Source organism: Arthrobacter sp. Soil763 (assembly GCF_001428365.1).
Taxonomy (GTDB): Bacteria; Actinomycetota; Actinomycetes; order Actinomycetales; family Micrococcaceae; genus Arthrobacter.
Genome location: NZ_LMSH01000002.1, coordinates 1,220,761 through 1,247,638 on the forward strand (window position 1 = coordinate 1,220,761; position 26,878 = coordinate 1,247,638).

General features: G+C 68.6%; 26 protein-coding genes, 3 tRNA genes and 1 riboswitch. Of the genes, 20 read left to right on the forward strand and 9 right to left on the reverse strand.

Features of this window, described 5'->3' with window-relative positions:
- Positions 1–98 precede the first annotated feature (98 nt).
- Both ASG71_RS09310 and ASG71_RS09315 read right to left on the reverse strand, forming a co-directional pair.
- On the reverse strand, positions 99–602 hold the full coding sequence (locus ASG71_RS09310; RefSeq protein ID WP_056738331.1) for a lipopolysaccharide assembly LapA domain-containing protein: 504 nt from the start codon (positions 600–602) through the stop codon (positions 99–101).
- A 205-nt stretch (positions 603–807) separates the two neighbouring features.
- A tRNA-Arg gene (locus tag ASG71_RS09315) sits at positions 808–880 on the reverse strand.
- A gap of 199 nt (positions 881–1,079) precedes the next feature.
- On the opposite strand from ASG71_RS09315, the gene ASG71_RS09320 reads away from it, so the two are divergent.
- Positions 1,080–1,613, forward strand: coding sequence for a single-stranded DNA-binding protein (locus ASG71_RS09320; protein ID WP_056738332.1), 534 nt, complete (start codon positions 1,080–1,082; stop codon positions 1,611–1,613).
- A 121-nt stretch (positions 1,614–1,734) separates the two neighbouring features.
- Complete coding sequence (ettA, locus tag ASG71_RS09325; RefSeq protein WP_056738333.1) at positions 1,735–3,417, forward strand: energy-dependent translational throttle protein EttA; 1,683 nt, start codon at positions 1,735–1,737, stop codon at positions 3,415–3,417.
- 80 nt (positions 3,418–3,497) lie between these two features.
- Here ettA and tesB read toward each other — a convergent pair whose 3' ends face one another.
- Positions 3,498–4,478, reverse strand: a complete 981-nt coding sequence (tesB, locus tag ASG71_RS09330; protein ID WP_056738334.1) for an acyl-CoA thioesterase II — start codon at positions 4,476–4,478, stop codon at positions 3,498–3,500.
- A gap of 63 nt (positions 4,479–4,541) precedes the next feature.
- Here tesB and ASG71_RS09335 point away from each other — a divergent pair, with 63 nt between their 5' ends.
- Positions 4,542–5,201, forward strand: a complete 660-nt coding sequence (locus ASG71_RS09335; protein WP_056738335.1) for a hypothetical protein — start codon at positions 4,542–4,544, stop codon at positions 5,199–5,201.
- A gap of 131 nt (positions 5,202–5,332) precedes the next feature.
- Here ASG71_RS09335 and ASG71_RS09340 read toward each other — a convergent pair whose 3' ends face one another.
- Complete coding sequence (locus ASG71_RS09340) at positions 5,333–5,791, reverse strand: globin (protein WP_056738336.1); 459 nt, start codon at positions 5,789–5,791, stop codon at positions 5,333–5,335.
- 1 nt (position 5,792) lies between these two features.
- Positions 5,793–6,449, reverse strand: a complete 657-nt coding sequence (locus ASG71_RS09345; RefSeq protein WP_056738337.1) for a mechanosensitive ion channel family protein — start codon at positions 6,447–6,449, stop codon at positions 5,793–5,795.
- A gap of 88 nt (positions 6,450–6,537) precedes the next feature.
- On the opposite strand from ASG71_RS09345, the gene ASG71_RS09350 reads away from it, so the two are divergent.
- On the forward strand, positions 6,538–7,605 hold the full coding sequence (locus tag ASG71_RS09350) for an NAD-dependent epimerase/dehydratase family protein (RefSeq protein ID WP_056738338.1): 1,068 nt from the start codon (positions 6,538–6,540) through the stop codon (positions 7,603–7,605).
- On the opposite strand, the gene ASG71_RS09355 is transcribed toward ASG71_RS09350, so the two are convergent.
- A complete protein-coding gene (locus ASG71_RS09355) occupies positions 7,602–8,090 on the reverse strand; it encodes an OsmC family protein (protein ID WP_056738339.1) in 489 nt (162 codons plus the stop codon). The genes ASG71_RS09350 and ASG71_RS09355 overlap by 4 nt on opposite strands.
- Before the next feature lie 107 nt (positions 8,091–8,197).
- Positions 8,198–10,750 (reverse strand): aminopeptidase N, encoded by a 2,553-nt coding sequence (gene pepN, locus ASG71_RS09360; RefSeq protein WP_056738340.1) that lies wholly within the window; start codon positions 10,748–10,750, stop codon positions 8,198–8,200.
- A gap of 144 nt (positions 10,751–10,894) precedes the next feature.
- On the opposite strand from pepN, the gene ASG71_RS09365 reads away from it, so the two are divergent.
- From ASG71_RS09365 to ASG71_RS09375, 3 genes are all read left to right on the forward strand, one after another.
- Positions 10,895–11,902 carry a hypothetical protein gene (locus tag ASG71_RS09365; protein WP_056738341.1) on the forward strand — a complete coding sequence of 336 codons (1,008 nt, stop codon included), beginning with the start codon at positions 10,895–10,897 and terminating at the stop codon, positions 11,900–11,902.
- A 67-nt stretch (positions 11,903–11,969) separates the two neighbouring features.
- Positions 11,970–12,464, forward strand: coding sequence for a ribose-5-phosphate isomerase (locus ASG71_RS09370; RefSeq protein WP_056738342.1), 495 nt, complete (start codon positions 11,970–11,972; stop codon positions 12,462–12,464).
- Positions 12,464–13,411, forward strand: coding sequence for an Fpg/Nei family DNA glycosylase (locus tag ASG71_RS09375; RefSeq protein WP_056738343.1), 948 nt, complete (start codon positions 12,464–12,466; stop codon positions 13,409–13,411). The genes ASG71_RS09370 and ASG71_RS09375 overlap by 1 nt, the downstream gene beginning before the upstream one ends.
- A gap of 57 nt (positions 13,412–13,468) precedes the next feature.
- Here ASG71_RS09375 and ASG71_RS09380 read toward each other — a convergent pair.
- Positions 13,469–13,539 (reverse strand) — tRNA-Gly (locus ASG71_RS09380).
- A gap of 131 nt (positions 13,540–13,670) precedes the next feature.
- On the opposite strand from ASG71_RS09380, the gene ASG71_RS09385 reads away from it, so the two are divergent.
- From ASG71_RS09385 to ASG71_RS09415, 7 genes are all read left to right on the forward strand, one after another.
- Positions 13,671–13,745, forward strand: a tRNA-Pro gene (locus ASG71_RS09385).
- A 69-nt stretch (positions 13,746–13,814) separates the two neighbouring features.
- Positions 13,815–15,209, forward strand: a complete 1,395-nt coding sequence (tig, locus tag ASG71_RS09390; RefSeq protein ID WP_056738344.1) for a trigger factor — start codon at positions 13,815–13,817, stop codon at positions 15,207–15,209.
- 246 nt (positions 15,210–15,455) lie between these two features.
- Positions 15,456–16,067: an ATP-dependent Clp protease proteolytic subunit gene (locus ASG71_RS09395; RefSeq protein ID WP_056738345.1), complete on the forward strand. Its 612-nt coding sequence runs from the start codon at positions 15,456–15,458 to the stop codon at positions 16,065–16,067.
- 38 nt (positions 16,068–16,105) lie between these two features.
- The gene (locus ASG71_RS09400) at positions 16,106–16,765 is read left to right on the forward strand and encodes an ATP-dependent Clp protease proteolytic subunit (protein ID WP_056738346.1); all 660 of its coding nucleotides are present in this window, start codon (positions 16,106–16,108) and stop codon (positions 16,763–16,765) included.
- A gap of 210 nt (positions 16,766–16,975) precedes the next feature.
- On the forward strand, positions 16,976–18,256 hold the full coding sequence (gene clpX, locus ASG71_RS09405) for an ATP-dependent Clp protease ATP-binding subunit ClpX (RefSeq protein WP_056738347.1): 1,281 nt from the start codon (positions 16,976–16,978) through the stop codon (positions 18,254–18,256).
- 151 nt (positions 18,257–18,407) lie between these two features.
- Positions 18,408–19,025, forward strand: a complete 618-nt coding sequence (locus ASG71_RS09410) for a DsbA family protein (RefSeq protein WP_321164503.1) — start codon at positions 18,408–18,410, stop codon at positions 19,023–19,025.
- Between the two features lie 394 nt (positions 19,026–19,419).
- Positions 19,420–19,716: a putative quinol monooxygenase gene (locus ASG71_RS09415; RefSeq protein ID WP_056738348.1), complete on the forward strand. Its 297-nt coding sequence runs from the start codon at positions 19,420–19,422 to the stop codon at positions 19,714–19,716.
- Positions 19,717–19,795: 79 nt separating this feature from the next.
- Here the strand turns inward: ASG71_RS09415 and valS are convergent, their stop codons facing one another.
- Positions 19,796–22,414: a valine--tRNA ligase gene (gene valS / locus ASG71_RS09420; protein ID WP_056738349.1), complete on the reverse strand. Its 2,619-nt coding sequence runs from the start codon at positions 22,412–22,414 to the stop codon at positions 19,796–19,798.
- 55 nt (positions 22,415–22,469) lie between these two features.
- Between valS and ASG71_RS09425 the strand changes: the two genes are divergently transcribed.
- The 6 genes from ASG71_RS09425 (at position 22,470) to ASG71_RS09450 (ending at position 26,685) form a co-directional block, all read left to right on the forward strand.
- Positions 22,470–22,868 carry a DUF488 domain-containing protein gene (locus ASG71_RS09425; protein ID WP_056738350.1) on the forward strand — a complete coding sequence of 133 codons (399 nt, stop codon included), beginning with the start codon at positions 22,470–22,472 and terminating at the stop codon, positions 22,866–22,868.
- A gap of 9 nt (positions 22,869–22,877) precedes the next feature.
- A complete protein-coding gene (locus tag ASG71_RS09430) occupies positions 22,878–23,657 on the forward strand; it encodes an SDR family oxidoreductase (protein WP_056738351.1) in 780 nt (259 codons plus the stop codon).
- Between the two features lie 61 nt (positions 23,658–23,718).
- Positions 23,719–23,806, forward strand: a riboswitch (Fluoride riboswitch).
- A 143-nt stretch (positions 23,807–23,949) separates the two neighbouring features.
- The gene (locus ASG71_RS09435; RefSeq protein ID WP_082574988.1) at positions 23,950–24,498 is read left to right on the forward strand and encodes a universal stress protein; all 549 of its coding nucleotides are present in this window, start codon (positions 23,950–23,952) and stop codon (positions 24,496–24,498) included.
- A complete protein-coding gene (locus ASG71_RS09440) occupies positions 24,498–25,079 on the forward strand; it encodes a fluoride efflux transporter FluC (RefSeq protein WP_157366311.1) in 582 nt (193 codons plus the stop codon). Before ASG71_RS09435 ends, ASG71_RS09440 begins: the two co-directional genes overlap by 1 nt.
- Positions 25,076–25,453: a fluoride efflux transporter CrcB gene (crcB, locus tag ASG71_RS09445; RefSeq protein ID WP_056738352.1), complete on the forward strand. Its 378-nt coding sequence runs from the start codon at positions 25,076–25,078 to the stop codon at positions 25,451–25,453. The genes ASG71_RS09440 and crcB overlap by 4 nt, the downstream gene beginning before the upstream one ends.
- Positions 25,450–26,685 (forward strand): MFS transporter, encoded by a 1,236-nt coding sequence (locus tag ASG71_RS09450; protein WP_200947961.1) that lies wholly within the window; start codon positions 25,450–25,452, stop codon positions 26,683–26,685. Before crcB ends, ASG71_RS09450 begins: the two co-directional genes overlap by 4 nt.
- The last annotated feature ends 193 nt before the right edge of the window (positions 26,686–26,878 follow it).

The window sequence follows — 26,878 nt, forward strand, 5'->3', positions numbered from 1 at the left end:
CGGTTCCCCGCAGGTGGACGAAGCGCGGTGGGCCGCCCGCGGCGAACACCTGGTGGCTTTCACCGCGGACGGCCCGTTGCAGCCGGACGTCGGGTGCGCTACCGCGTCCGTGCGGCCTGGCTGATCCGCTGGCGATGGGCGGCCCGGCGCAGCTGGATGATGCGGGCGGCACCCGCGATGGCCACCAGCACGCCACCGCCGACGGCGGCGATGAAGAGGGCGATACCCAGCGGGACAGAGCCTTCCAAGCCGAAGAACGCCACCTGCACATAGACCTGGTTCTGCAGGATGAAGACGATCAGCAGCACCAGCACCACGAGTGCGCTGGCGACCGCAACCCAGACCATTCCCGCTCGGGTGACCGTGCGGGCCTCCGGGGCTGGAGTGGAGGTCCCGGACGCCGCCGGCCCCGGCGCCTCGCCGCGGGACGCAGCTACGGCGTCGGTGGGGGTGCCGAGCGCCTGTCCGGAGGTGGCTGCAGGGGCGCCGCCCATGTAACCGGTGTCGACGGGTCCGGTCGAGGCATCGCCCGCCATCGGGTACTGCGCGTTCGAGCCGTCAACCGGCTCCTGGGGATCGTATTCCCGGGGTGTCTGAGTCATTGCGGCCATACCTTTCGGATCGCTGCGGGACGGGCGAGCTGACCACGTGCCCCGCTTGTTACGTCAATCCTAAGGGTACTGATGATTTTGGATGCGAAGGCGGCGGACGGGTTGTTGGTTGGGCCCTGAGTGCCGGCGCGGAGGCGCCCGCCGACGAAAAAGCGGCCCTGGCCGGCGAAAAGCCGCCGGCCAGAACCGCGCGCTGTGCCCCAGGAGGGAATCGAACCCCCGACCGGCGGATTAGAAGGCCGCTGCTCTATCCCCTGAGCTACTGGGGCACGTGGCCGCTCCCCGGACTGCTGCCGGAGACGCCTCAAGAAGTTTACAGTGCCGGGCGCGGGGAGGAAGGCGGGCGGCCGGCGTGCCCGAGGTGGCACTGCGGTGGTTTTCCACATAGCGGCGTCCCTGCCTGCCCCAACTCCCGTCCGGGGGCGACGCTGGATGAGCCAGTGAACAACTCAGAGACAGGACAGACCAATGAATGACAGCATCACGGTCCGTGGCTTCGTCGCCACCGACATCAAAAGTTCGACGACGCCGGGCGGCGTGGCCACTGCCTCCTTCCGGATGGGTTCAACCGAGCGGCGTTACGACCGGACGGCCAACGCCTGGGTGGACGGACACGTCAACTGGTTCACCGTGCAGGGGTACCGCCAGCTCGCAGGCAACATGGGCTGCAGCATTAAGAAGGGCCAGCGAATCATCGTCGTCGGCCGGCTCAAACTGCGCAGTTGGGAAACCGACGGCCGGGTCCACCACGCGGTGGACATCGACGCCGAGTCGGTAGGGCACGACCTGATGTGGGGGTCTGCGAATTACACCCGCAACGTGGGCCACAATCCGGCGGCCGCCCAGGATGCGGCTGGGCCCGAGCGGAACGACGGCGGCCCCGACCCGGACGACCCCTACCGTGACTTTTCTGCCGCCGGCGAGGCGGAAAGCGGCGACAGCGCTGACGACGAACCGGACTTCGACGCGGAAACGGGGGAGTTGAAGGAAACCGCGGCCTGAGTCCATCGTCGAAGGGGCCGCCGACGGCCGGCGGGGCGCGACGGAGCGGGACCGGGGGCTGGCGGGGCTGACCCGGGCAGGGAATGTGAGTTATCGCCGCCAAGCCACTAGATTTGTAGGCATGGCGGAATTTATCTACACAATGACCAAGGCCCGTAAGGCCGTTGGCGAAAAACTTATCCTCGACGACGTGAGCATGTCCTTCTTCCCGGGGGCCAAGATTGGTGTTGTTGGCCCGAACGGTGCCGGTAAGTCCACCATTCTCAAGATCATGGCCGGCCTGGACACGCCCTCCAACGGTGAAGCCCGGCTGAGCCCCGGCTACTCGGTGGGCATCCTGCTGCAGGAACCCCCGCTGAACGAGGAGAAGACCGTTCTGGGCAACGTCCAGGAAGGCGTCGGCGAGATCTACGGCAAGATCCAGCGCTTCAACGAGATCTCCGAAGAGATGGCCAGCCCGGACGCGGACTACGACGCACTCCTTGAGGAGATGGGTCAGCTCCAGGAAGCCATCGACGCCGCGGACGCGTGGGACCTCGACTCCCAGCTCGAGCAGGCCATGGACGCCCTGCGTTGCCCGCCGGCCGACGCCGACGTCACGTTGCTCTCCGGTGGTGAACGCCGCCGTGTCGCGCTCTGCAAGCTGCTGCTGCAGAAGCCGGACCTGCTGCTGCTCGACGAGCCCACCAACCACTTGGACGCCGAGAGTGTGCTGTGGCTCGAACAGCACCTCTCCTCGTACCCCGGCGCCGTCCTGGCCGTCACCCACGACCGGTACTTCCTGGACCACGTGGCCGAATGGATCGCCGAAGTGGACCGCGGCCACCTCTACCCGTACGAGGGCAACTACTCCACGTACCTCGAGAAGAAGCGCGCCCGCCTGGAGATCCAGGGCAAGAAGGACGCCAAGCAGGCCAAGCGCCTCGCCGAGGAACTTGAGTGGGTCCGCTCCAACGCCAAGGGCCGCCAGACCAAGTCGAAGGCCCGTCTGGCCCGCTACGAGGAGATGGCGGCGGAAGCTGACCGCACCCGCAAGCTGGACTTCGAAGAGATCCAGATCCCGCCGGGACCCCGCCTCGGCGGCCTGGTGCTCGAAGCCAAGAACCTGCAGAAGGGCTTTGAGGACCGCACCCTGATCGACGGCCTGTCCTTCTCGCTGCCGCGCAACGGCATCGTCGGCGTCATCGGCCCGAACGGCGTCGGCAAGACCACGCTCTTCAAGACCATCGTCGGTCTGGAACCCCTCGACGGCGGCGAGCTGAAGATCGGCGACTCGGTCAAGATCTCCTACGCGGACCAGAGCCGCGGCGGCATCGACCCGAACAAGACGCTGTGGGAGGTCGTCTCCGACGGACTGGACTTCATCCAGGTCGGCCAGGTCGAGATGCCGTCCCGCGCCTACGTGGCCGCCTTCGGCTTCAAAGGCCCGGACCAGCAGAAGAAGGCCGGCGTGCTCTCCGGTGGTGAGCGCAACCGCCTGAACCTGGCCCTGACCCTCAAGCAGGGCGGCAATCTGCTGCTGCTCGACGAACCGACCAACGACCTCGACGTCGAAACGCTCAGCAGCCTCGAGAACGCGCTGCTGGAGTTCCCCGGCTGCGCCGTCGTCGTCTCGCACGACCGCTGGTTCCTGGACCGGGTGGCCACCCACATCCTCGCCTACGAAGGTGACGAGGAGAACCCCTCCAAGTGGTACTGGTTCGAGGGCAACTTCGAATCCTACGAGGAGAACAAGATCGAGCGCCTCGGCCCCGACGCGGCCAAGCCGCACCGCGTGACCCACCGCCGCCTCACCCGCGACTAGGTTCGGCCGCGCGGCAGGGCCGCACGCACCAAAAAGGGCCGGCTTCCCGAATGGGAAGCCGGCCCTTTTTGCGTGCCGCGTCAGCCGCGGTCGGCCTTGCGCATCTGGTGCTGCAGGACCTTGGTCTGGACGGCGCCCTTGACCTTGTGCTTGAGGTCGGTCGGCACCCGGATCATCCCCTCCTGCGCGACGGTCGCCACGTGCCGGCCGTCGCGGCTGAAAATCCTGCCTGTCGCCAGGCCGCGGGCGCCCTGGGCGCTCGGCGACTCCTGGACGTAGAGCAGCCATTCGTCAACGCGGACCGGCCGGTGCCACCACATGGCGTGGTCGAGGCTGGCGACGGACATGCCCGGGGTGATCCAGCTCAGGCCATGCCGGCGGAGGACCGACTCAAGCAGGGTGTAGTCGCTGGCGTAGGCCAGGGCCGCGCGGTGCAGCTGCGGATCGTCCGGCATCGGCCCGAAGGTCCTCATCCAGACGGCATTGCGCGCGTCCCTGGACCCCTTCGCCGAGACATACAGGGCCGGGTCCACGTGGCGGATATCGAAGGGCCGTTCATACGCCCAGTGCCGGGCCACCGGATGGTCGTACTTGCCCAGCAGGTCGGCCGTGCTCGGCAGCGACTCCGGGTCCGGGATCCCCTCCGGCATCTCGCTCTGGTGCTCGATCCCTTCATCCTCGTCCTGGAAGGACGCGATCATCGACAGGATCGGCATGCCCTCCTGGTAGGCGTGCACCCGGCGCGCGGAAAAGGAGCGGCCGTCACGCAGCCGCTGCACGCCGAAGGTGATCGGCTGGTTGGCGTCGCCGGGGCGGAGGAAATAGCCGTGCATGGAGTGCACGCCGCGCCCGTCGGGCACGGTCCGGCCGGCCGCCACCAGCGACTGCGCCAGGACCTGTCCGCCGAAGACGCGCTGCCGGGGCTGCTTCTGCGAGGGGCCCATGAAAATGTCCTCGTCCGTCCGGGCGCCCTCCAGTTCGCCGAGGGTCAGGAGTTGGATGAGCGAGGTGGTGGGATCCTCGGTGGGCATCGCCTGCAATCCGGCGTCGGCTTCAGTCATGCAACGACTCTAGACGGCGCCCCGGCAAGGCTCAAAAGAGGCGCAGCCGGTAAAGTCGGGATTGTGTCTGACCTCCTCACCCAGTCCCTGCGGTTCAGCGATCCCCAAGACCTCGCCGACCTGCGCACCTTCGCGACCCGCGCCAAGTCCATCGACGACGGCGCCATCAGGCTGAACGCCGCCGGCCCGGTCCTGGCCGCCTACGTGTGCGTGCTCCGGCCCCGGCTGCTGGGGGAGTCGACACCGACCATCCTGGGGCTGCGGACGATGGCGCTGGCCGAACCCGCGGACCTCGACGTCACCGTTCCGCTGTCCGCCGTGCTGGACCGGCTTGCGCGCGCCGGTGCCGGCGACGTCGACCTCCCCGTGCCGCCGGTGACCGTCGCCGAATCCTGGGCCGGCGTCGGAGCCCCGCGGTCAGGCTGGGAGGCGCTCGGGGCCCTGCCTGACGCAGTCCTGCGCCAGGCTGCGGACGCCGGGATCGCCGAGATTGCCGGCATCATCCCGGACAAACCGGGAGCGCTGCTGGTGAACAACGCCCGGGCCACCGTCTGGGGCCGGCCCCTCGACGGCGCCGGCGGGCTGCCTGCCGGGGCGGCCTTCGCCGCGCTGGCCCTGGGTTTCCTGGCCGACGGAGAGCAGGGGCTTTTCCGTGCCGGCCGGTGGTTCCGGCTCAGCAGCAGCCGCGGACACATCCTGGTCCGCGCCGGCTCGGGGCTGTAGGACGCCGCCGGGCCACGCCCACGCGGCACTTGCGAGCTGCATACCCGACCGGGTATTCTGAACGCAGAAAGACCCCGGAGGCATTCCCCCAAGTGCCTCCGGGGTCTTTCCATGTCCGGCGTGGTGCGCTCCTAGGCCTCGGAGGGGCTGTTGACCATCGAGAGCGCCGCCCGCTCCATGTAGTCCCAGAGCGTGCCCTCGTAGAGCGGCGGCAGGTCCAGTGCGTCCACGGCGGTGCGCATGTGGTGCAGCCAGGCATCCTTGGCCTCCGGCGTGACCCGGAAGGGCATGTGGCGCATCCGCAGACGCGGGTGGCCGCGCTCCTGGCTGTAGGTCGTCGGACCGCCCCAGTACTGTTCCAGGAACATCAGGAAGCGGCGCTTGGCCGGGCCCAGATCCTCCTCGGGGTACATAGGCCGCAGCAGCGGGTCCGTCGCGACGCCGTCGTAAAACACATCGATCAGCTTCACGAAGGTCTCGTGCCCGCCCACGGCGTCGTAGAAGTTGTCCGTGTACCCGGGGCGGCTGAACGGATCGTTCTGCATCAGCTGTTTGGGCTGCCGGGGCTCACCGGCGTTGGGGATGGTCATGTCATTCTCCGGCCTGTTGCTGGGGTGCGGCCCCGGCGTCGTCCGCCGGGTCGTTGAGGGGGACGTACGTGCCCTGGGAGCGGTTGCCGACCCGCAGGATCTCGCCGTTGCGCAGGTACCAGACGGTGCCGTCCTCGGCGCGGACCCGGGTGATGCGCAGTCCCATCGACTCCACAGTCCCCACCACTTCGGAGGTCTCGATGACGTCGCCGATGCCGTACTGGTCTTCAATGGTGATGAAAATCCCGGCGAGGAAGTCGCGGATCAGCTGCTGGGCGCCAAAGCCGATTGCCACGCCCAGGATGCCCACGCTGGTCAGCAGCGGGGCGATATTGACGTTCAGGTTCTGCAGGACGTACATCACCGTGATGACGACGACGAGCACACTGACGACGCTGCTGAGCAGCGAGCCGATGGTGTTGGCACGCTGTTCGCGCCGCTGGTGGTCCAGTGCCCGCAGCGCCGGCGCCACCCAGCGGAAGTGCGGCTTCTTGAAGAACGTGGTGCCGGCGGCCACCCGCTTGGTGATGCCGGCGATCACGAACGACGCCACCAGCCAGACAGCCACCCCGACGCCGATGCTGATCAGCACACCGGGCAGGTTGACGGCGGATATGTCCGGAGGCGTGATGGGCTCGGCGGTGGTCAGGCTGTACATCTGCGCGGGTTGCTCCTTCGGCGCGCCCGCGTTCGCCGGGCGCATAAGACTCTGTTCACTTTCCAGATTAGCGCCGTAGCGTTGCCCCATGCGCATCCTGGTCCTTGGCGGCACCGCTTTCCTGTCAGCCGAAATCGCCCGGCAGGCCGTCGCCGCCGGACACGACGTCATGTGCCTGGCCCGCGGCACCCGGTCGGCGCCGCCGGACGGCGCCAGCTGGCTGCAGGCGGACCGTTCACAGGGTCCGGCCGCCTACGCCGGGGCCGTCCACGCGGGGGAGTGGGACGCCGTCATCGACGTCGCCCGGGACCCGGGCGAGGCGCAGGATGCGCTCGAAGCGCTCGCAGGCCTGGCCCGCCACTGGACCTTCGTCTCGAGCTGTTCGGTTTATGCGGATCCTTCGGTCCCCGGCACGGCGGAGGATGACGCCGTCCTGCCGCCCTTGCCCGCCGGGACCCCGGCGACGATGGAGAACTACGGCGCGGCGAAGTCCGCAATCGAACGCCTGACCATGGACTTGGCAGGGGAGAAGGCGCACCTGTGCCGGCCGGGGCTGATCGGCGGGCCCGGCGACGAATCGGACCGCTACGGCTACTGGCCGGCCCGCTTCGCCCGCGATCCCGGGCCGGTCCTCGTGCCGGACATTCCGGCTGCTTCGACCCAGATCATCGACGTCCGGGACCTGGCCGCCTGGCTGCTGACAGCGGCGGAACAGGGTGTGACCGGGACGCTGAACGCCGTCGGCGAACCTGTGCCGTTCGCCGCCTACCTTGAAGAGTCGCGGCGGCTGGCGGGGGAAGCAGCCGGCGAAGCCGCCGGGGAGCCCTCCGGGGCAAGCGCCGGGGAAACCGCACGCGTCGTTGCCGCCCCCTCTGACTGGCTGGCCGCCCGCGGCGTGAATTACTGGGCGGGCCCGGACTCGCTGCCGCTGTGGCTTCCGCCGGGCCACGAGGGATTCACAACCCGCAGCAATGCCGCCGCCCGCGCCGCCGGGCTGCAGTTGCGGCCGTGGCCCCGGACGCTGGCGGACAGTCTGGCCGACGAGCGGCGCCGCGGACTGGACCGGGAACGCAAGGCCGGTCTCAGCCCGGACACCGAGCACCGGTTGCTGCGGGAGTTCCGGGCCGGGGCTGCGTCGGGGGCTGCGTCCGGCTAAGCGGCCGGGCCCGGAGCCACCGCCGCCGACGCCTCATGCCGCACCGGGAAGTTCACGCTCCGGGCAATGAAGCAGACCGCGTTCGCCCCGCGGTGCAGTTCCTCCGTCAGGTCCGCGGCCACGGCGGACGCAGTGGTGACCTTTGGCCGGAGCGTGACGGACTCAAACTGGCCGCTGCCGTCCCGGTTGGTGCGCATCAGGCCCTCGGCATGATCCTCGTACCCGGTGACCACGACGCCGTGCTTCACGGCAACGTGCAGGAAAGAGAGCATGTGGCACTGCGAGAGCGCGGCGAGGAGCAGCTGCTCCGGGTTGTACCGCTGCCGGTCGCCGTGGAAGGTGGGGTCTGCGGAGCCCTTCAGGACCGGCAGCCCGGGGATCTCGATGTCGTGGTCCCGGGAGTAACCCCGGTAGGAGGAGGTGCCGCTGCCGGTGTTGCCGGTCCAGCGCACCAGCAGGGAATAGCGGTGTTCGTCAAGGCCCATGGCGCCAGTCTAGCCGCGCTAAAACGCAGGACCCCGGCACCGTCAGACGGTGCCGGGGTCCTGGGGGCCGGCGGTGCCGGTGAGCGCCGCCTGCCGCTGGGTGCGTCCTAGACGTCGGCAGCGCGGGCGCGCAGCGCGCGGACGACGCCGTCGCGGTTCTCCAGCATCATGCGGCGCAGCGCGGCGCTCTCCTCCGGCAGGGTGGCCAGGAACTGGTCCGTGCGGTCCACCGTGGCCTGGGTGGTCAGCTGGGCCGGGTAGAGCCCGACGACGATCTGCTGGGCCAGCGCGTGGGTGCGGTCCCGGACGATTCCCGGGACGGCCTCGAAGTACTTTTCGGCGAAAGGCTCCAGCAGGGAGGTGTCCAGCACCCGGGTGAACCCGGCCACGGCCGAGCCCTGCAGGGCGTTGGACAGTTCGCCCTTGACCACGATCGACTCCCAGGCCGCGGCCTTCGCCTCGGCCGTGGGGATGGCTGCCTTGGCCAGGGCGGCGGCGTTCTGGCCGGTGGCGGTGTTGTCGTGCTCCAGCTCGGCGTCGATCGCCTCCTGGCCGGCGCGGCCGCCGGCGACGAGGGACGTGATCAGCTCCCAGCGCAGGTCCTGGTCGACGGCGAGCCCGGCCAGCTCGACCGAGCCGTCCAGCAGCCCGGCAACGGTGTCCAGCTGTCCGGCGCTGCGGGCCAGCAGGGCGTAGGACTTCACGAACTGCAGCTGCGCGTCGGACCCGGCCGGGACGCGGGAGGCCAGCTCCCACAGCCGGTCGGCGGCTGCGGTCGCGGTGGCCTCCTTGTGCTCCGCGGCGACGTAGAAGTTCAGCGTGGTGGCGAGCTGGCGGAGCTGGACCAGGATCACCGAGGAGTCCGTCTCCTCGGCGATGTTGGCCAGGATCAGCTCCACGTAGCCGCGGGCCGGGGTTTCGCCGTCGCGCGCAGCGTCCCATGCCGAACCCCAGACGAGCGTGCGGGGCAGGCTCTGGCCGAAGTCCTTCAGGTGTGCCGTGGCGGTGGCCAGGGACTTCGGATCCAGCCGGACCTTGGCGTAGGCCAGGTCGTCATCGTTGAGCAGGACGAGGTCCGGCTGCGCCATGCCGGCCAGGGCCGGAACGTCGGTGCGCTCGCCGTCGACGTCGAGCTCCTCGCGGTGCACCCGCTCGAGCTTTCCCGCACCGTCGAGGTTGTAGAAGCCCACCGCGAGCCGGTGCGGCCGGATCGTCGGCTGCGCCTCGGTGGCGGACTGCAGGATCGCGAAGGAGGTAATCGTGCCGTCCTCACCGACCGACAGTTCCGGCTTCAGCGTGTTCACCCCGGCGGTCTCCAGCCAGAGCCGGCCCCAGTGGTCCAGGTCGCGGCCGCTGGCCTTCTCCAGCTCGACCATCAGGTCGGCCAGTTCGGTGTTCTGCCAGGAGTGCTTGCGGAAGTACTCCCGCACCCCGGCCATGAACTCCTCCGGTCCCACCCAGGCCACCAGTTGCCGCAGCACCGAGGCGCCCTTGGCGTAGGTGATGCCGTCGAAGTTCACCTCGACGTCCTGCAGGTCGTTGATCTCGGCGAAGATCGGGTGGGTGGTGGGCAGCTGGTCCTGGCGGTAGGCCCAGGACTTCTCCACCGAGGCGAAGGTGGTCCAGGCGTGGTCGAATTTCGTGTTCTCAACGGCTGCGAGGTGGGACATGTACTCGGCGAAGGACTCGTTGAGCCACAGGTCGTTCCACCAGCGCATGGTGACGAGGTCGCCGAACCACATGTGCGCCAGTTCGTGCAGCACGGTGATGGCGCGGCGTTCGACCTGCGCGTCGGTGACCTTGCTGCGGAACACGTAGCCCTCAAGGATGGTGACCGCGCCGGCGTTTTCCATCGCCCCGGCATTGAATTCGGGCACGAACAGCTGGTCGTACTTCTCGAACGGGTACGGGCAGCCGAACTGGGCCTCGAAAAACTCGAAGCCCTGGCGGGTGAGTTCGAAGATGTTGTCCGCGTCGAGGTACTGCATGAGCGACTTCCGGGCGAAGACGCCCAGTGGGGTGACCTTCCCGTCGGCGGAGACTACTTCGCTGCGGACCGACTGGTACGGTCCGGCGATCAGCGCGGTGACGTAGGAGGACAGCCGCGGGGTCGGCGCGAACGTCCAGACCGACCGGGCGCCGCCGTCTTCGCCGGGGGTGGTTTCGGCCGGCACGGGCGTGGGGGAGTTGGACACGACATCCCAGTGCGAGGGGGCGGTGACAGTGAACGTGAAGCTGGCCTTGAGGTCGGGCTGCTCGAACACGGCGAACATCCGCCGGGAATCCGGTACCTCGAATTGGGTGTAGAGGTAAACCTCGTTGTCCACCGGATCCACGAAGCGGTGCAGCCCCTCGCCGGTGTTCATGTACGGTGCATCGGCGACCACCACCAGCTCGTTCTCGGCGGCGAGGTCCGGCAGCTGGATGCGGATCCCGTCGGAGACGGCGGCGGGATCGAGTTCGCGGCCGTTGAGCGTCACGCTGTGCACCGTGTCGGTCACGGCGTCGATGAAGGTCGAGGACCCCGGCGTGGCCGAGAACTTCACTGCGGTGGTGGAGCCGAAGACTTTCTCGCCCCGGGTCAGGTCGAGGCTGACGTCATAGGAGTCGACGGCGATCAGTGCGGCGCGCTCGCGGGCTTCGGCGCGCGTGAGGTTCATACCGGGCAAGAGGTGCCTCCAGGAGTGGTGGGAACGGTGGAAACAATACTGTGAAATTATTCTTTCACGCTTCTCCGCCTTGGCAAGTTGCCTCCGTCACAGCGTGTCCCTCCCGGCGGCTGCGGCAGGGGTAGCGTTGGAGCTATGGGAAAGATCCGCGACTCCGCCGACGTCCGGGCCCTGCGCTTCGCCGTCGGGTTCCCGGTGGTGCTGGCAGCCGCCTTCGTCGGGTGCGCCCTGCTGATCCGGCCGGACCTGCCCGAACCGCTGGCAGTCCGCTGGACCGACGCCGGCGCCGCCGACTTCGCGCCCTTCGGTGCCGTCGTGGCGATCGGGGCGGCCCTGATCGTGGTCGTTGGCTGGGCGCTGCTGCTGCAGGCGGTCCCGTTATCCCGTCCGGCACTGATGCGCCGCTTCATGATGGGGGCCGGGCTGGCGGTGAGTCTCTTCGTCACCACCGTGCTGGCGGCCATGCTCGTCGGCCAGCTGGGCTTGCCCGACGCCCGGGGCTCCCGGGTCGACGTGGCGGTGCTGGCGATGGGCAGCGGCGCCGCCCTCGGCCTGGGGGTGGTGATGGGACTTGTCTTCAAGGCGGACGAGCGGTGGTCCGCTGACGATGAGCGGGCCGTCCGGGAGGCGCTGGAACGCGAGTTGGACCCCGAGCTGGCCCGCGACTCCATCAGCCTGTGGGTCCACGCCCGCAGTTCCGTGTTCGTGATGCTGGGCATCGCCACGCTGTTCCCCGCGGCGCTGCTCACGATCGCTGTGCCCTGGCTGGCCGTGCTGCTGGTGGCCGTGGCAGTCGTCGCCGCGGTGTTCCTCTTCGCCCGGGTCAGGGTGGACCGCACCGGGTTGCGGGTATTCGCGGCCGGCGTCGTGCCGGTCATGGACGTCCCCGCTGCCGCCATCGAAACGGCCGTCCCCGAGCTGGTCAAAGCCGCGGACTATGGCGGCTGGGGCTACCGGCACCACGGCGGCACGACGGCGATGCTGGTCAGCAGCGGCCCCGCCGTCGTCGTCGCCCGTTCCGACGGCCACCGGCTGGCGGTCAGCGGCGGCAGCCCGGCGACGGCGGACAATGTGGCGCAGGTGCTCACCCGGGTCGCGGCCCGGGCACGCCGCGACGGCGGGGCGCCCCCGGTTCGGCCCTAGTAGGCTTGTCAGGAGCCTGATCAGCCGCGCCGGCGAGCCCGCCGGCGCCCCACAGAACGGATCTGCCGTGACCACTGCACCGGAATTCCCGCGCGTCCACATCGCCACCGACCACGCCGGCATGGAGCTGAGCGCCCACCTGGTGGGCCACCTCCGGGCCAAGGGCTACGAAGTCCTCGATCACGGACCGAAGACCTACGACGCCCAGGATGACTACCCGTCGTTCTGCATCAACGCCGCCCGCGCCGTCATCGCCGACCAGGAAGCCGGCACCGCGGCGCTGGGGATCGTGCTGGGCGGGTCCGGCAACGGCGAGCAGATCGCGGCCAACAAGGTCAAGGGCGTCCGCGCCGCGCTGGCCTGGAACCTCTCCACCGCCAAGCTGGCCCGGGAGCACAACGACGCCAACGTCGTCGCCGTCGGCGGCCGGCAGCACAGTGTCGAGGAGGCCACCGCCATTATCGAGGCCTTCCTCGCCGAGCCGTTCAGCAACGACGAACGCCACGTGCGCCGGATCGGCAAGATCGCCACCTACGAGGCCACCGGCGAGGTAGTCGAGTAGTGCCGGAGGGGCATTCGATCCACCGGCTGGCGCGCCAGTTCGCCGACGTCTTCGTGGCCGAACGGCTCGCGGTCACGAGCCCGCAGGGCCGCTTCGCCCAGGGCGCGGCGCTGCTGGACGGACACGTCCTGACCGCCTCCGCCGCCCACGGAAAACACCTCTTCCTCACGTTCGACCACGGTCTGGTCCTGCACGTCCACCTGGGGCTGTACGGGGCCTGGGACTTCGGCGGGGACGCGCACTTCCGCGGCGCGTCCAGCATCGGCGCGCCGCGCCGGGTAGGGGAGCGGGAGGTCTCCGGCGGACCTGGCCCGGAATCCGTGTATGCCGGCCCGCCAGCCCCCGTGGGCGCCGTGCGGGTGCGGCTGGCCAGTGCACACGGCTGGGCGGACCTGCGCGGGGCAACCACCTGCGAGACGTTGACCGAAGCAGAGGCCGAAGCGGTCACTGCCCGGCTGGGGCCGGATCCGCTGCGGAATCTTCCGGGGGACCGGGACGGCTTCATCGCCGCGCTGGCGGCAAAACGCAGCCCGCTGGCGAGGCTGCTGATGGACCAGAAGGTGATTGCCGGCGTCGGCAACGTCTACCGGGCCGAACTGCTGTTCCGGCAGCGGCTGGATCCTTTGCTGCCGGGTACCGCCCTGGACGCGGAGGCGGCCGGCCGGCTCTGGGACGACACGGTTGCCGTGATGTCCGATGGCGTCCGCGACGGCCGGATCGTCACGACCGCGCCGCGCTACTGGACCTCGGCCCGCGCCGGGGGAACCGGCGTCGTAGGCGATGGCGGCCTGGGAGCCCGCTCCGCCGGGACCCTGCCGGAGCCGGGGGACGCGCACTTCGTCTACCGCCGGCACGGCCTGGAGTGCCGTGACTGCGGCGGGACGGTGGCGCTGGCCGAGCACGCCGCCCGGAAGCTCTACTGGTGCCCCGCCTGCCAACGGGCCTGAAGCGACCGGGTACGAAGAAGGCCCCTCCGGAGAGGGGCCTTCTTCGTCATATTCGAGAGGGGACGACGGGAATCGAACCCGCGTAATCAGTTTGGAAGACTGAGGCTTTACCATTAAGCTACGTCCCCGGGAATACGCTGGAAGTTCAGCGAAATTTCCGGGCGGCTGTTGAAGCCGGATACAACTAAACCCAATGCAGGCCCCCAGTGTCAAATGTGCAAATCGCCACAGTATGACCGTAGACTGTTCTGTGCACTTACGGGGTGTAGCTCAGCTTGGCTAGAGCGCCTGCTTTGGGAGCAGGAAGTCGCAGGTTCAAATCCTGTCACCCCGACTCTGCAGCAATGCCGTCGATAGTGGCGTTGCAGACCCCCATACCCCCAAAACCAGGAGTACTTAGACTGTGAAGAGCGCTGTCGAGAACCTCACCCCCACGCGGGTCAAGCTCAATGTTGAGGTCCCCTTTGAGGAATTGAAGCCCAGCATCGAAGAGGCATACAAGACTGTTGCTTCGCAGATCCAGGTTCCCGGCTTCCGCAAGGGCAAGGTCCCTGCCAAGCTCATCGACCAGCGGGTCGGCCGCGGGTACGTCCTGGAGACCGCGATCAACGAAGGCCTCAACGGCTGGTACCAGTCCGCCGTGCAGGAAACCGGCATCCGTCCGCTGAGCCGCCCCGAGGTCGAGATCACCGAGGTGCCGGACCCGTCCGCCACCGACGGCGAACTTAAGTTCCACGCCGAGGTTGACGTCCGCCCCGAGATCGAACTGCCGGACTACGCCGGCATCAAGGTCGAGGTCGCCGCTGCCGAGTCCTCCGACGCCGACGTGGACAAGGCCCTCGACGAGCTGCGCGGCCGCTTCGGCACGCTCAAGTCCGTCGACCGCCCCGCCGCCGACGGTGACTTCCTCACCATCGACATCACCGCCTCGATCGACGGCGCCGAAGTCGATTCCGCCTCCGGCCTGTCCTACCAGGTCGGCGCCGGCACCATGCTCGAAGGCCTGGACGAGGCCGTCACCGGCCTCAGCGCCGACGAGGACGCGATCTTCGACACCACCCTGGTGGGCGGCGACCACGCCGGCGAAGCCGCTCAGGTCAAGGTTGTGGTCAAGGCCGTCAAGGAGCGCGAGCTGCCCGAGGCCAACGACGACTTCGCCCAGCTGGCGTCCGAGTTCGACACCCTGGCCGAGCTCCGCGAGGACCTCGCCAAGCAGGCCGCCGATTCCAAGACGGTCGAGCAGGGCGTTGAGGCCCGCGACAAGGTCCTGGACAAGCTCGTCGAAATGGTCGAGGTTCCGGTCCCGGCCTCCGTCGTCGAAGAGCAGCTCGAGCAGCACTTCAGCGCCGAGAACTCCCACGGTGAAGGTGAGCACGACACCGAGGAGCACCGCGCCGAGGTCAAGGCCAACACCGAGCGCGCCTTCCAGAACGAGATCATCCTTGACGCCATCGCGGAAAAGGAAGAAGTCAACGTCACTCAGAACGAGCTGATCGACTACATCGTCACCACCGCCAGCCAGTACGGCATGGATCCGAACCAGTTCGCCCAGATCATCGATCAGAGCGGCCAGGTCCCGATGATGGTCTCCGAGGTCCGCCGCCGCAAGGCACTCGCCGTGGTCCTGGGCCAGGCCGAGGTCACCGACTCCGAGGGCAAGACCATCGACCTGAGCGACTTCGTCCGCCCCGGCGGCGAAGAGGCCTCCTTCGAAGCCGACGCGGCCGAGGAAACCTCCGAGGAAGCCCCGGCTGCCGAAGAGGCGAAGAACGACGACCCGGCGGCCGTGAAGTTCTAGCCCGACCGGCACCCGCAGTACCCGCCCGCACCCCCGGATCACCGATTCGGGGGTGCGGCTTTTTAAGCCTGCAACGAACCCCTCCGGCCAATCGTGCGCCGTCAGCGAACAGCCCTGTGCCTGCGCACAAAGCGGGGCGGAAAACCGTTAGTGTCCATGTAGGAAAGTTCAGTGGCGCCGTCCAGTGGCGCCACCGTCGCCAGCGAGAGGTAAGTACACATGTCACAGCAAGCAGGGGCACCCCGGATGGCTACCGTCGATCCGGCAGCCCAGGATAACTACATTTACAACCGCCTGCTGAAAGAGCGCATCATCTGGCTCGGCTCCGAGGTCCGCGACGAGAACGCCAACGCGATCTGCTCCCAGCTGCTGCTCCTCTCGGCCGAAAACCCCGAGAAGGACATCTACCTCTACATCAACTCGCCCGGCGGCTCCGTGACCGCCGGCATGGCGATCTACGACACCATGCAGTTCATCCCGAACGACGTCGTCACCGTCGCCACCGGCCTGGCCGCCTCGATGGGCCAGTTCCTGCTCTCCTCCGGCACCAAGGGCAAGCGCTACGCCACCCCGAACGCCCGCATCCTGATGCACCAGCCCTCGGGCGGCATCGGCGGCACCGCCTCGGACATCAAGATCCAGGCCGAGCTGATCCTGCACATGAAGAAGGTCATGGCCGAACTGACGGCGGAGCAGACCGGCCAGACGGTGGAAACCATCCTCAAGGACAACGACCGTGACAAGTGGTTCACGGCCACCGAAGCCCTCGAATACGGCTTCTTCGACAAGATCGCGGCCCACGCCGGATCCGTGGCAGGCGGCGGCGGAACCAACGCCGAGTCCGGCACCGAAAACTAACCGGCACGCAGCCAGAACCGACTCCAGGAGCAATGACTATGAACTACAACTTCGGATCGACTGCCGGGAACCTGCCGAGCAGCCGCTACGTGCTGCCGCAGTTTGAAGAGCGCACCCCCTACGGCTTCAAGCGCCAGGACCCCTACACCAAGCTGTTCGAGGATCGCATCATCTTCCTGGGCGTCCAGGTCGACGACGCCTCCGCGGACGACATCATGGCGCAGCTGCTCGTGCTCGAGTCCACCGACCCGGACCGCGACATCACGCTCTACATCAACTCCCCGGGCGGTTCCTTCACCGCCATGACGGCGATCTACGACACCATGCAGTACATCCGCCCGGAAATCCAGACGGTCTGCCTGGGCCAGGCCGCCAGCGCCGCCGCGGTCCTGCTGGCCGCCGGCACCCCCGGCAAGCGCCTAGCCCTGCCGAACGCCCGCGTCCTGATCCACCAGCCCGCCCTCTCCGGCGGGCAGGGCGGACAGGCCTCCGACCTGGAAATCCAGGCCGCCGAGGTCATGCGCATGCGTTCCTGGCTCGAGGACACCCTGGCCAAGCACTCCGGCCGGACCTCCGAGCAGGTCAACAACGACATTGAACGCGACAAGATCCTCACGGCGGCCGAAGCGATGAGCTACGGCCTGATCGACCAGGTCCTCGACTCGCGCAAGATCAAGCCCCAGGCGCTGACCAAGTAGCACCGGGCAGTAAGACGACGACGCCGGTGCGGCCCAGAGAAATGGGGCCGCACCGGCGTCTTCTTTCCACCGATCACGCCTAAAGTGACCTAGAGTGGAAGATGTCACGGCCGGATGTCCCGCGGGGACCGTCCGTGACTCGAGTAACGGATGCAGCGCTGCACAGGAGCACGACCCGGCCGGCAGCAAGACACTAAAAGGGGTTCACATATGGCTCGGATTGGCGAGAGCACCGATCTGCTGAAGTGTTCTTTCTGCGGAAAGAGCCAGAAGCAGGTCCGCAAGCTCATTGCCGGGCCCGGCGTCTACATCTGCGACGAGTGCATTGAACTCTGCAACGAGATCATTGAAGAAGAACTCGCCGAAGTAGCCGACCTGGGCAGTTTTGAACTGCCCAAGCCCCGCGAGATCTTCGACTTCCTGCAGGAATACGTCATCGGCCAGGAACCCGCCAAGCGCTCCCTCGCCGTCGCCGTCTACAACCACTACAAGCGGATCCAGGCCGGCCACGCCCCCAAGAGCGGCAGCCTGGCCGAAGGCGGCCACCACGACGACGTCGAGATCGCCAAGTCCAACATCCTGCTCATCGGCCCCACCGGCTGCGGCAAGACCTACCTCGCCCAGACCCTCGCCCGGCGCCTGAACGTCCCGTTCGCCGTCGCCGACGCCACCGCCCTGACCGAGGCCGGCTACGTGGGCGAAGACGTCGAAAACATCCTGCTCAAGCTCATCCAGGCTGCCGACTACGACGTCAAGAAGGCCGAGCAGGGCATCATCTACATCGACGAGATCGACAAGATTTCGCGCAAGAGCGAGAACCCGTCCATCACCCGCGACGTCTCGGGCGAGGGCGTGCAGCAGGCCCTGCTGAAGATCCTCGAAGGCACGGTCGCCTCGGTCCCGCCGCAGGGCGGCCGGAAGCACCCGCACCAGGAATTCATCCAGATCGACACCACCAATGTGCTCTTCATCGTGGCCGGCGCCTTCGCCGGCCTGGAGGAAATCATCGGTTCGCGCTCGGGGCGCAAGGGGATCGGCTTTGGCGCCCCGTTGAACGAGGTCAAGGACAACGCGGACTCCTACGGCGAGGTCATGCCCGAGGACCTGCTGAAGTTCGGCCTGATTCCCGAGTTCATCGGCCGGCTCCCGGTCATCACCACGGTGTCCAACCTGGACCGCCCGGCGCTGATCCAGATCCTCTCCACGCCCAAGAACGCGCTGGTCAAGCAGTACCAGAAGATGTTCCAGCTCGACGGCGTCGAACTCGTATTCGAGGATGAGGCCCTGGACACGATCGCGGACCAGGCGCTCGAACGCGGCACCGGCGCCCGCGGGCTGCGGGCCATCATGGAGGAAGTGCTGCTCCCGGTCATGTTCGACCTGCCCAGCCGGGACGATGTCGCCTCCGTGGTGATCACCAAGGACGTCGTGGCCAACAAGGCCGAGCCCACGCTGGTCGCCCACGACGTCAAGCGCCGCAAGTCCGCCTGATCGCACCGGTCTGATCACGACGTCCGCCAGCATCGGGGGCTTGGAATAAATCCGCCGGGACCGTGGCTGTGCGTAAGTGACGCCCCGTGCACTGTGGTGGTGTGTTCGCCCCCGCGCGGTGCGGCCCCGTTGACTTCCGAAGGAGAATTCCGTGCCTGAAACCATGACGAATAAAGCTGACTTCTGGTTCGACCCCATGTGCCCCTTCGCCTGGGTGACGTCCCGCTGGATCACCGAGGTCGAGGAGGTCAGGGACATCAAGACCGAGTGGCACGTAATGAGCCTGGCCGTCCTGAACGAGGGCCGCGACGAACTGCCGGCCGAGTACAAGGACTTCCTGGTCAAGGCCTGGGCGCCCGTCCGCGTGATCGTGGCCGCCGCCCAGAAGCACGGCAGCGAATACATCAAGCCGCTCTACGACGCCATGGGCACCAAGATCCACAACGAGGGCAACAAGGACATTGCCGAGGTCATCGCCAAGTCGCTGGCCGAGCTGGGCCTGCCGGCCGAACTGTCGGCAGCCGGCGAAGACGACGCGTTCGACGCCGAGCTGCGGGCCAGCCACGAGTCCGGCATCTCCCTGGTCGGCCAGGACGTCGGCACCCCGGTCGTTGCGTTCAACGGAACGGCATTCTTCGGGCCGGTCATCACGCGCATCCCGCGTGGCGAGGAGGCCGGCAAGCTGTGGGATGCCACCGTGACGCTGGCCTCGTTCCCGTCCTTCTTCGAGCTCAAGCGCAGCCGCACCGAGGACCCGGTCTTCAGCTAGGCGCCAGCCCCGCTGCGGTCATCAGGGCCCCGGACGAACTACTGCCGTGTAGTTCATCCGGGGCCCTTGTGCATCCCTGAGGGCGGGAGAACAATAGGACTTACCCACTTCGAAAGAAGCGGGACGCAGGAACCAAAGATTCAGTGACACTCATCCGACGCAGCCTTCGGCAAAGTCAGATGGTGGCTACCAGTGACGAGGTAGGAAGACCTGAAATTCCAAGGATCCCGCCAGATTACCTAAGACGTCACGTGGTAATCGAAAAGTCGAAGCCCCACCAACCGCAAAAAGCTGATGGGGCTTCCCCTTTGCCCGGTGGGAACAAGGCCCCGCCCCGCATGGTTGGCCCCAGTGACAGCATCCCCTCGGGATTTCTTGCGAGCTTTGGAGCCCCATGCCCATCACCGCCCACCTTGACCTGACCCTGAAGACCGAAGTCCTTGAGTCCGCCCCCGAAGTGTTGCGCGAGACCCTGGCGGACACCCGTGCCTTCGACGGCTGCTTGGGCGTCGAGGTACTCGTGGACAAGGAGAATCCCACGCACGTCGTCGTCGTCGAACGCTGGGCCTCCATGGAGCAGGACGCGGCCTACCGGGCGTGGCGGGCCACCGAGGAGGGCGCAAGCGGCCTCGGTGCCCTGCTGGCCGCCCCGCCGGTCCTGACGCACTTCGAGACCTCCTCGGAAATCTAGGCCCGGGAGACCAAGCAAAGAGGGCCCTGTGCCCGGCGTGAGCCGGGCACAGGGCCCTCTTCATGGTTTCTGGCGGGTGCTACGCCTGGGCGGGCTCCTCGGCCGGAGCCAGCACGACGTCGCTTACGGTCAGCTCGCCGTCGGCGGCCACCAATGCCAGCTCACGGGCGTTCGCCGCGGCCTTGAGGTCGCCCAGGCCGGCCTGCAGCTGGGTGGTCAGGGCCTCCGGAGCGGTGATCGTGGCGGAGAGCACCTCGGTGCGCTGCTTGACCTTGGCCTCGGACTTGGCCTTGCGGATGCCGCCCAGGGCCGACCCCACGGTGGCCAGCAGGGTCGTGTCGCCGTCGACCCCGACGGCGGCGGGCCACGGCGCGCGGTGCACCGAGCCGTTCCGCCACCAGCTCCAGACTTCCTCCGTGGCAAACGGCAGGAACGGGGCGAAGAGCCGCAGCAGCGTGTCCAGGCTGGTCGCCAGGGCGGCCAGCACGGACGCCTGCTGCTCCTCGCCGGCCGCGCCGTAGGCCCGGTCCTTGATCAGCTCCACGTAGTCGTCGGTGAAGTGCCAGAAGAAGCTCTCCGTGATCTGCAGTGCCCGGGCGTAGTCGTAGTTCTCGAACGCCTTGGTGGCCTGCTGGACCACGTCGGAGAGCTGCGCCAGCACGGCACGGTCCAGGGGATTGGTCAGCACCGAGAGGTCACCGGAGACCACCGAGTCCTCGGTGGCACCGAGGTTCAGCACGAACTTGGACGCGTTCAGCAGCTTGATCGCCAGGCGGCGGCCGATCTTCATCTGCGCGATTTCGTAGGCCGTGTCCGCGCCAAGCTTCGCCGAGGCCGCCCAGTAACGGACCGCGTCCGAGCCGTACTCGTTGAGCACATCGGTCGGGACGATCACGTTGCCCTTGGACTTGGACATCTTCTTGCGGTCCGGGTCCAGGATCCAGCCGGAAATGGCGGCGTGCTTCCACGGGGCCACGTCCTGCAGGGCATCGGCGCGGACGGCGGTGGAGAACAGCCAGGTCCGGATGATGTCGTGCCCCTGCGGGCGCACGTCGAACGGGAAGACCTTGGCGAACAGCGCCTCGTCGGTGCTCCAGCCGCCCACGATCTGCGGGGTCAGCGAGGAGGTCGCCCAGGTGTCCAGGACGTCGGCGTCGCCGGTGAAGCCGCCCGGGGTGTCGCGCTGGGCTTCCTCGTAGCCCGGGGCCGCGTCCGCCGCGGGATCCACCGGGAGCTGCCCGTCCGCGGGCAGGATGGGGGAGTCGTAGTCCGGGTTGCCGTCGGCATCCAGCGGGTACCAGACCGGCACCGGCACGCCGAAGAAGCGCTGCCGCGAGACGAGCCAGTCGCCGTTCAGGCCGGTGATCCAGTTCTCGTAGCGGGAGCGCATGAAGGACGGGTGGAACTCGATCTCCTTGCCGCGGCCGACCAGGCGTTCGCGGCGCTCCTCGTCGCGGCCGCCGTTGCGGATGTACCACTGGCGGGAGGTGACGACCTCGAGGGGCTTGTCGCCCTTTTCGAAGAAGTTGACCGGGTGCATGATCTTCTTCGGTTCGCCGTCGAGCAGGTCCGCGGCGGAAAGTAGTTCCACCACGCCTTCCTTGGCGCTGAACACGGTCTTGCCGGCGATCGCGGCGAACGCGGCGCGGCCGTCCTCGGAGGTGATCCAGTCCGGGGTCTCGCCCACGATGCGGCCGTCGCGGCCGACGATCGGGCGGGTCGGCAGCTGCAGCTCGCGCCACCAGGTGACGTCGGTCAGGTCGCCGAAGGTGCAGACCATGGCGATGCCGGAGCCCTTGTCCGCCTTCGCGAGCGGGTGGGCCTTGACCTCCACCTCGACGCCGAACAGGGGAGAGGTGACCTTCTTGCCGAAGAGCGGCTGGTAGCGCTCGTCGTCGGGGTTTGCCACGAGCGCGGCGCAGGCGGCGAGCAGCTCCGGGCGGGTGGTCTCGATGTAGACCTTTTCGCCGTCCTCGGTGAAGAACGGGTAGCGGTAGTACGCGCCGGCGACCTCGCGGTCCTCCAGCTCGGCCTGGGCCACCGCGGTGCGGAAGGTGACATCCCACAGGGTGGGCGCCTCGGCCATGTACGCGTCGCCGGCGGCGAGGTTGGCCAGGAACGCCCGCTGCGAGATGGCCCGGGACTTGTCGTCAATGGTGCGGTAGGTCAGGTCCCAGTCGACGGACAGGCCCAGGGTCTGGAAGAGGTTTTCGAAGACCTTCTCGTCCTCGACCGCGAGCTCTTCGCAAAGTTCGATAAAGTTCCGGCGCGAGACGACGTCGAAGTCGCGCTGGTTCTTGGCCGGTTCGGCCGGCGGCCGGTAACCGGCGTCGTAGGGGATGGCCGGATCGCAGCGCACGCCGTAGTAGTTCTGCACCCGCCGTTCGGTGGGCAGGCCGTTGTCGTCCCAGCCCATCGGATAGAAGACGTTCTTGCCGGTCATCCGCTGGTAGCGGGCCAAGACGTCGGTCTGGGTATAGGAGAACATGTGCCCCACGTGCAGGGACCCCGACGCGGTGGGCGGGGGAGTATCGATCGAGTAGACCTGGTCCCGGGTGGTTTCCGGGTCGAACTTGTAGGTCCCTTCGTCAAGCCAGCGCCGGGTGAGGGCGGCTTCGAGGCCCTCCAGGGCGGGCTTGTCCGGAACGTTGATGGGGGCGGTGGTGGGCGTGTCTGTACCCTGCGTGTGTTCAGCCATGGGCCAATTCTTCCATCTTTTTTGCCGGTGCCCCCGCAGGGGCGGCTGCCGTAACATGCTGCAGGTGACGGAAAGCGGCGGAAGTTTCGCAATCAAGCGTATTTACGAGGAACCCGCGGACGACGACGGCTGCCGGGTGCTGGTGGACCGGCTCTGGCCCCGGGGCGTCAGCAAGGACCGCGCGCAGCTGGAGCTGTGGCTCAAGGACGTGGCGCCCTCGCCGCCGCTGCGCACGGAATTCGCCCACATGCAGGAACGGTTCGCCGACTTCCGCGCCGCCTACGAAGCCGAGCTCGACTCCAACCCCGCCGTAGGCACTTTGCGGGACCTGGCGGCGGAGCACGGGAAGGTGACCCTGCTGTTCGGAGCCAGGGACCCGGAGACCAACCACGCCCGGGTGCTGCTGGAGTTCCTGCAGCGGGGCAGCGCCGAGCCGGCGGGCGATTCCCGTTAGGGTGGTGCCATGACTGAGGGAATCGATACCGCATCAACTGCACCTACCGCCAAGGCAGCCGTCGTCACCGGCGCCAGCACCGGGATTGGCGAGGCCACCGTACGGGCGCTCCGGAACGAAGGCTGGACCGTCTTCGCCGTCGCCCGGCGCGCCGAGCGGCTCGAGGCACTCGCGGTCCAGACCGGCGCCATCGCACTGCCCGCGGATGTGACCGACGACGCCGACGTCGCGCGGCTGCTGGAGGCTGTGAGCCAGGCGGGCGGCATCGACACCCTGATCAACATCGCCGGCGGTGCCCGAGGCGCGGACAAGGTCGCCGAGTCCAAGACCGAGGACTGGGACTGGATGTACGGGGTCAACGTGCTTGGCACCATGAAGCTCACCCGTGCCTTCCTGCCGATGCTCCGCGCCTGCGGCGGAGGCACCGTCCTGAACCTGACCTCGACGGCGGGTCTGTCCGCCTATGAGGGCGGCGGTGGATACAACGCGGCGAAGTTCGCCCAGCACGCCCTCACCGGGGCCCTCCGGTTGGAGGAAGCCGAACACAACCTCCGCGTGATCGAGGTGGCCCCGGGCATGGTGCAGACCGAGGAATTCTCGCTCAACCGGCTCGGTGACCAGGGGGCCGCGGACAAGGTCTACGCCGGAGTGGAGAAGCCCCTCACGGCCGGCGACGTCGCCGACGTCGTCCGTTATGCGGTGACTGCGCCGCATCACGTCAATCTGGACCAGATCATCATTCGTCCGGTCGCCCAGGCGTCCAACTTCAAGGTGATCCGCAAAAGCTGACCGGATCCCGGTGCCCGCGGGCGCGCCCGATGATGGCGCGCCCGCGGCCGGACCTGTACGATCTGTTCACGGTGATGGATCCCGCCGGAACGCCTTGCACCCGCTGCGGACGTTCGAACCGCCTCCCGGCTGATGGTTCCTACCTTTGCGGATACGAAGGTAGGTGGCCCATGCCCGCACGTGCTGCTAAAAGCCCCCGGCTCCTCGAGTTCGCCCGGGCCCTGCCGGACCTGCCTTGCATCCCCGCAGCGTCCCGCCCAGGCGATGTTGAATCCGAACGACAGGAGCACCGATGAGCGAGCCCGCGAAGCACCCCGCGGCGGAGACCGGACCCGCGGCCTTCGTTCCGCGCAGGATCACCGGCCCGGTCCTGATGGGGGTCGTGCCGGGCCAGCCCCTCGCCGTCGCCCACCGCGCCGCGGAGCTGGCGCACAGCCTGGGCGTGAACCTCATCTGCGCCTACGTGGACGTCACCAGCTACCTGGCCGGCGAACCCGACGGCGGCGGCGCCCGGCCCATCGATCCGGACGGGATCGATGACGACGTCGAGGGGATCAGCGCCGCGATAGCCGGGCGGCTGCGGGAGGCGCTGGACGGCTCCGGCGTCGAGTGGTCCTTTGTGACTCTGGCCGGCGAACCGGCCCGCGCGCTGGGTCGGCTGGCCGAATCGACCGCCGCCTCCGTGATCGTCGTCGGTACCCGCGAACGCGGCCTGGGGGCCCGATTCGAGGAACTGCTGGTCGGGTCCGTGGCCGTCCACCTGACCCACCGCCAGCACCGGCCGGTCCTGGTCGTGCCGCTCGCGCCGCAGCCCAAACCTCGCCCGAAAGACGTGCGCTGATGGAGCGGCCCACTCCGGAGACGGCCGCCCCGGATACCGCGGCGGAATCGCCCGCGGCCGCACCCGGGCGGGTGCTGCCCGTGGACAGCGACGCCGGGACCCTGGGTGCGGCCCGCATCCGGCGCCCGCTGCACCTGCATCCGGGCTTCGTGCTCGTGGTGGTTGGCGGCGGCGTGGCCGGTGCGCTGGCCCGCTACGGGCTCGGCACCGTCCTGCCCTCCCCGGGCGGGTGGCCGCTCCCAACCTTGGCGATCAACCTCGCCGGCGCGTTCCTGCTCGGCGCCCTGCTGGAGGCCCTCGTGCGGCGGGGCCCCGACGCCGGCCGGCTACGCGTGATCCGCCTGTTCGCCGGGACCGGGTTCATGGGCGCCTTCACCACCTACAGCTCCCTGACGCTGGAGACGACCACCCTGCTCGGCGCCGGCCGGGCAGGCGACGCGCTGGGCTACGTCGCCGCCACCGTGATCGGCGGGGCCGTCGCGACGGTCGCCGGGATCCGGGCAGCCGCCGGACAGCACGCCCGGCAAGCCCCCCGGCGGGGCGCCGAAGACCACCACGGCCGGCAGGAGCGCGCCGCATGACCCTCCTTACGTTGCTCCTGCTTGGCCTCGCCGGCGGCCTCGGCGCCGGGACACGGTTCGTCGTGGACGGGCTGGTCAGGTCCCGCCTCCGCACCGCCTTGCCGCTGGGCACCATCGCCATCAACATCAGCGGATCCTTCCTCTTGGGACTGGTTGCCGGGCTCGTGATCGCCCACGCGGCGCCGGCCGAACTGCAGGCCATCGCCGGAACCGGCTTCCTCGGCGGCTTCACCACCTTCAGCACGGCCAGCTTCGAAACCGTCCGCCTCATCCAGTCCCGCCGCACCGGCCTGGCGCTCCTGAACGGTGTCGGCACGGCCGTTGCCGCCGTCGCGGCAGCCGCCGGCGGCCTCACCCTGGCCGGGCTGCTGTGACGGGCGCGGCGGGCACAACGAACAGGTTTGGCCCGCTGCGGTTCGTGCTGTCCTTCGGCGTCGTGAGCATGCTCGCCGACGTCGTCTACGAGGGCGCCCGCGCCATCACGGGTCCCTACCTGGCAACCCTTGGCGCATCCGCCGTCATGGTCGGCTTCATCACCGGCGCCGGCGAAGCCGTGGCCCTGGTCCTGCGCCTGGCCAGCGGCCCCCTGGCGGACAGGACCCGCAAGTACTGGCCCCTGACAATCGCCGGCTACACGCTGACCATCGTGACCGTTCCGCTGCTGTCGCTGGCGGGAGCGCTGTGGCAGGCCTCGGTGCTGATCATCGCAGAACGCTTCGGCAAGGCGGTCCGCACACCGGCGCGCGACACCATGCTCTCCCACGCCGGGTCGAGCATCGGCCACGGCAGGGCGTTCGCCGCCCACGAGGCCCTCGACCGGTCCGGAGCGCTGGTGGGACCCCTGCTGGTGGGGCTGATGGTCGCGGTGTCCGGATACCAGCTCGGTTTCGCAGTGCTGGCTATCCCGGGAGCGCTTGCCCTGGTCGCTGTGCTGCTGCTTCGCCGCGCCGTCCCGGTGCCGGAGAGGTTCGACCCCGACGGCCCCGACGCCGGCCCCCGCACCTCCGGAACCACTGCCGGCCTGGCCGGCCCCCGCCCGCCGCGGCACCGGCTGCCGGCCGGATTCTGGTGGTACAGCGGGTTCACCGCGGTCTCGATGTTCGGGTTCTCCACCTTCGGGGTGATCTCCTACCACCTCGAAGTGCAGGGGGTGCTTCCCGCCGCGCTGATCCCGGTCACCTACGCCGCGTCCATGGGCGCGGCGGCGTTGGCAGCCCTGGCTTCGGGGGCACTGTATGACCGGATTGGCCTGCGCGGCCTGCTGATTGCGCTGCCGCTGACGGCTGCCGTCCCGTTCTTCTCCTTCAGCACCTCGCCCGGGCTGGTCTGGACGGGCGCGGTGGTGTGGGGTGCGGCCCTGGGCATCCACGGATCCACCCTCCGGGCAGCGGTCGCGGACCTGGTACCGGCAGCGCGCCGAGCCACCGGATACGGCATCTTCACGGCCATCTACGGCACCGGGTGGCTGGCCGGCGCCACCATTATCGGCGCCCTCTACGCGGTTTCCCTTCCCGGGCTCATCACCTTCATCGTGGCCACCCAGCTGGCAGCGCTGCTGGCCTTCCTCCCGCTCCTTCGGCGCCCCGCTGTGCCGGCCCGGCCGTGATACCGCGGGGCGCCGCGACTTCCGGTACCATCGACATATCAGCTTTGACCCGGCCATCACCGGTGAGCTTCCGGAAGAACGCCCCGGCGCGGCAACGCGGCCAGGGCCGGTAGAACCGGACGGGTAAGCCCGTCACAGCAGTCAACGAGCGGCCGCGGCCGGCCGGCGCCTCCTTCGGGGAGCGGGGGCCAGC

Excerpts from the sequence above, each read along its gene's own strand:
- crcB (WP_056738352.1), top strand. The coding sequence starts at position 25,076 with ATGACCCTCCTTACGTTGCTCCTGCTTGGCCTCGCCGGCGGCCTCGGC.
- ASG71_RS09395 (WP_056738345.1), top strand. The coding sequence starts at position 15,456 with ATGGCTACCGTCGATCCGGCAGCCCAGGATAACTACATTTACAACCGC.
- ASG71_RS09355 (WP_056738339.1), bottom strand. The coding sequence starts at position 8,090 with ATGGGCCTTGACGAACACCGCTATTCCCTGCTGGTGCGCTGGACCGGC.
- ASG71_RS09425 (WP_056738350.1), top strand. The coding sequence starts at position 22,470 with ATGCTGCAGGTGACGGAAAGCGGCGGAAGTTTCGCAATCAAGCGTATT.
- ASG71_RS09310 (WP_056738331.1), bottom strand. The coding sequence starts at position 602 with ATGACTCAGACACCCCGGGAATACGATCCCCAGGAGCCGGTTGACGGC.
- ASG71_RS09440 (WP_157366311.1), top strand. The coding sequence starts at position 24,498 with ATGGAGCGGCCCACTCCGGAGACGGCCGCCCCGGATACCGCGGCGGAA.
- valS (WP_056738349.1), bottom strand. The coding sequence starts at position 22,414 with ATGGCTGAACACACGCAGGGTACAGACACGCCCACCACCGCCCCCATC.
- ASG71_RS09400 (WP_056738346.1), top strand. The coding sequence starts at position 16,106 with ATGAACTACAACTTCGGATCGACTGCCGGGAACCTGCCGAGCAGCCGC.
- ettA (WP_056738333.1), top strand. The coding sequence starts at position 1,735 with ATGGCGGAATTTATCTACACAATGACCAAGGCCCGTAAGGCCGTTGGC.
- ASG71_RS09365 (WP_056738341.1), top strand. The coding sequence starts at position 10,895 with ATGGGAAAGATCCGCGACTCCGCCGACGTCCGGGCCCTGCGCTTCGCC.
- ASG71_RS09340 (WP_056738336.1), bottom strand. The coding sequence starts at position 5,791 with ATGACCATCCCCAACGCCGGTGAGCCCCGGCAGCCCAAACAGCTGATG.
- ASG71_RS09435 (WP_082574988.1), top strand. The coding sequence starts at position 23,950 with ATGAGCGAGCCCGCGAAGCACCCCGCGGCGGAGACCGGACCCGCGGCC.
- ASG71_RS09430 (WP_056738351.1), top strand. The coding sequence starts at position 22,878 with ATGACTGAGGGAATCGATACCGCATCAACTGCACCTACCGCCAAGGCA.
- ASG71_RS09320 (WP_056738332.1), top strand. The coding sequence starts at position 1,080 with ATGAATGACAGCATCACGGTCCGTGGCTTCGTCGCCACCGACATCAAA.
- tesB (WP_056738334.1), bottom strand. The coding sequence starts at position 4,478 with ATGACTGAAGCCGACGCCGGATTGCAGGCGATGCCCACCGAGGATCCC.
- ASG71_RS09350 (WP_056738338.1), top strand. The coding sequence starts at position 6,538 with ATGCGCATCCTGGTCCTTGGCGGCACCGCTTTCCTGTCAGCCGAAATC.
- clpX (WP_056738347.1), top strand. The coding sequence starts at position 16,976 with ATGGCTCGGATTGGCGAGAGCACCGATCTGCTGAAGTGTTCTTTCTGC.
- ASG71_RS09345 (WP_056738337.1), bottom strand. The coding sequence starts at position 6,449 with ATGTACAGCCTGACCACCGCCGAGCCCATCACGCCTCCGGACATATCC.
- pepN (WP_056738340.1), bottom strand. The coding sequence starts at position 10,750 with ATGAACCTCACGCGCGCCGAAGCCCGCGAGCGCGCCGCACTGATCGCC.
- ASG71_RS09415 (WP_056738348.1), top strand. The coding sequence starts at position 19,420 with ATGCCCATCACCGCCCACCTTGACCTGACCCTGAAGACCGAAGTCCTT.